Annotated in this window: 3 protein-coding genes and 2 pseudogenes; 3 read left to right on the forward strand and 2 right to left on the reverse strand. The window is 56.4% G+C overall.

Features of this window, described 5'->3' with window-relative positions:
• Positions 1 to 377: 377 nt before the first annotated feature.
• Entirely contained in the window at positions 378 to 923 is a 546-nt protein-coding gene (locus NKH90_RS34325) for a VOC family protein (RefSeq protein ID WP_352508242.1), read from the reverse strand.
• Between the two features lie 242 nt (positions 924 to 1,165).
• Positions 1,166 to 1,668 (reverse strand): annotated as a pseudogene (locus NKH90_RS34330) (Tn3 family transposase); the annotation flags it as partial.
• A gap of 50 nt (positions 1,669 to 1,718) precedes the next feature.
• Here NKH90_RS34330 and NKH90_RS34335 point away from each other — a divergent pair.
• The 3 genes and pseudogenes from NKH90_RS34335 to tnpB all read left to right on the forward strand — a co-directional run.
• Positions 1,719 to 1,967 (forward strand): annotated as a pseudogene (locus tag NKH90_RS34335) (transposase family protein); the annotation flags it as partial.
• Positions 1,968 to 2,101: 134 nt separating this feature from the next.
• Positions 2,102 to 2,482, forward strand: a complete 381-nt coding sequence (locus NKH90_RS34340) for a transposase (protein ID WP_245274633.1) — start codon at positions 2,102 to 2,104, stop codon at positions 2,480 to 2,482.
• A partial coding sequence (gene tnpB / locus NKH90_RS34345; protein WP_352823726.1) for an IS66 family insertion sequence element accessory protein TnpB occupies positions 2,479 to 2,706 on the forward strand: 228 nt, incomplete at its 3' end. The genes NKH90_RS34340 and tnpB, both read left to right, overlap by 4 nt.

The raw sequence follows: 2,706 nt of genomic DNA on the forward strand, positions 1-2,706 counted from the left end.
AGTGTCCGACATTGTCGGACATTGGACGCAAGCATCTGAGGAAGGCTCGAGTTTGTCGCGCGCGTGCGGGTTGTCGGACAGGACGATGCCAGGATCAGGCCAGAAAGCTCTAAAGGTGATACCGTGGCGATCCGGGCGGTGGAGGTACGCTGATCGAAGTCCTCGCCGATTGCTCAACCCGCGCCCACGGCGTAACAGGTCGGGGATCGCCGCTGAATGAAAGTTCAGTGGCAGCTCACCGTGCCTGGCGCAGATCAGGTGACGCTTTCCTTTCGTCCAGTTGGAATGCCACCTTCGATCAGTCTTGCGGGACCCTGGTAGGCCGGCGGGCGCGCCTGAAGTCGGATCGCGAAACCCGGGGGGCCACACCTCTTTGATCAGTATTTTCCCGACTGCTCAAGCTGCTCGAAAAGCTCTTGTACGTTGTCTTCAAGAAATGCTTCCTCTCCGTTCCGATGGATGAGTTCAAAACTTATCCCCGTATTAGCGCATCGAGAAGAGAATGCTTGTGTTAGGCCAGGTCCTTCAATAATAGTCGTGTCGAACGACAATCCCCGCGCTCTAAGCGTATTGACCGCCGCCGACACATCGTCGACAGATAATGCAACATGAGCTAGACCAACCCCGTAGTTTTGGACAAGTTGAGACACCTGCGACTCTGGCTCTGTGCCTTGGCAAAGCACAAAGCACATGTCGTTCCGAACCATGTCCGCACACACCATCCCAGTCTTCTTACCTTTTATATGCAATCGCCGCCTAAGCTTAAAACCAAGGACATCTTGAAACAGGTCGATAGCGTCGTCTAGTTTATGAACCGCCAAAGCTATGTGATCAATGCCATGAAATCGAGGATTATGATGGCCATTTGCTTCGATAGATTCTTTCAGAGAGCCATCCGACGGCGAACCCACGGGATAAGTCATTTTTTGAGTCCTTCTGTTTAGGTGGACGCAGCCAATTTAACGATCGAGCCATAAGCTGTTAACAGCCTGATTACACATGAGTAGCCTCGCAGACCGGAATGGTCCGTTTTTGTGTGGTCATGGACAATTTCTGCTCAGTGTGAGCGCGTTTGTCGATGACAAGCATGTAACATGCCAAGCGGAAAAATCATTTCGGAGCAACAGAATGGGGGCAGAACAAGAGCAGTGCGAAATCTCGTACGCTAACGGGGAACAGAGCGTGAACTATGCCATAGTGCGGAAACCGGCGCATACGATCCCTGTGGACTCATGGCTCGCCGGGTTGGGGTCGGTAGCCTAAGGGTTCGAAAGCCTTCGGGCATCTGATGCTCGGTGTCCCAGGTGTAGATGCCTGTCAGGTTGATATGTTCCCAACTCAGCGCGAGATATGCTTCAACAGCTATCTGGAATGTTTCGCCCCCCTCGTTTCAACTGTGTGGCCCGCGCGGTCGAGATAGACCGTGTTCCAGTGTACGATCGCGCTGACGACGAGGTTGAGTCCGGATGCGCGGAACGCCTGGCTCTCGAACGAACGATCGCGAATTTCGCCTCGCTCATGGAAGAACACGGCGCGCTTGAGCTTGTGTGCTGCTTCGCCCTTGTTGAGGCCGGCTTGGCAGCGTGCCGGGCTTGAGTACCATTCAATCATGAATATGGATCGCTCGATCCTGCACAGTTCCCGCAGCGCCCTTGCGAGTTGGCTCTCACCTTGTGTGGTTCATCGGCTGTTAGCGGCAAGATCGCTAATGGGCGGGCATGCGAACGAAATCAAAATGGTCGCCCGGCCCAGGGGTCAAAGTTCTGGGCGTCGAGCTCACTGATGATGACAGTTGGGTTGTTTCCGCTGCCGGACCAGCGATCGGCATTTGCCCCGATTGCGGACGGCGAAGCCGAAATCGGCATGGGTGGTCCAGCCGCAGCCTTCAGGACCTTCCGGTCCAGGGTAAGGCTGTGACGGTGAGGCTCCTGCTGAGCCGCTGGCGATGCGCACATGAGAAATGTGAATGACAAACGTTCACCGACCGACTGTAAGCGCCAAGCTGACCCCATCTGGCGCGGCTTGAGGTGATGAGCGAGACATACTGACACTGAAGCAAGGAGCCGAGGAGCTTGCAGTGTCAATTTCTATGTCTGCGCCTATGCCTGATGATAGAAGTTTCCATGTTCTTGAAGCGGTTGCCAACCGACTGGAGGCAAGCCCGCAGCGTCCGCGGCGGCGCTGGTCGGCGGAAGCGAAGTCGCGGCTGATCGAGGCGACACTGAAGCCGGGCGCGAATGTATCGGCCATTGCCAGACAAGCGGGGATGGCGCCGGCCCAGCTGTTCGGCTGGCGGAGCAAGGCGATCAAGAGCGGTGCGGTCACGCCACACAGGGATGCGGAGCGGCTCGGCTTTGTCGAGGTCACGCCGACAGCGTCTGCGTCGGTGGAGATCGAGCTGGGTGGCGTGGTCATTCGCGCCGGTGCCGATATCAATGAGGAGCAGCTGGTGCGGATTATCCGGGCGGTTCGCCAGGCATGATCCCGGCTGGCGTGAAGGTGTTGGTCGCCAGTCATCCCGTCGATTTTAGAAAAGGTCCCGACGGCCTTTTGGCACTGGTGCGCGATGCCGGCTCGGATCCATTCAACGGCGCACTTTATGTATTCCGCGCCAAAAGAGCGCAATTATCGACATTCTGCATATGGTTTTCGCTTTGCGACGGTTGCCTATCGCTGGCATCCGTTGTTTGGGAGCACGTTGCAGGT

This window comes from Mesorhizobium sp. M0898 (assembly GCF_040319695.1).
Lineage (GTDB): Bacteria > Pseudomonadota > Alphaproteobacteria > Rhizobiales > Rhizobiaceae > Mesorhizobium.

Excerpts from the sequence above, each read along its gene's own strand:
- NKH90_RS34340 (WP_245274633.1), top strand. The coding sequence starts at position 2,102 with ATGCCTGATGATAGAAGTTTCCATGTTCTTGAAGCGGTTGCCAACCGA.
- NKH90_RS34325 (WP_352508242.1), bottom strand. The coding sequence starts at position 923 with ATGACTTATCCCGTGGGTTCGCCGTCGGATGGCTCTCTGAAAGAATCT.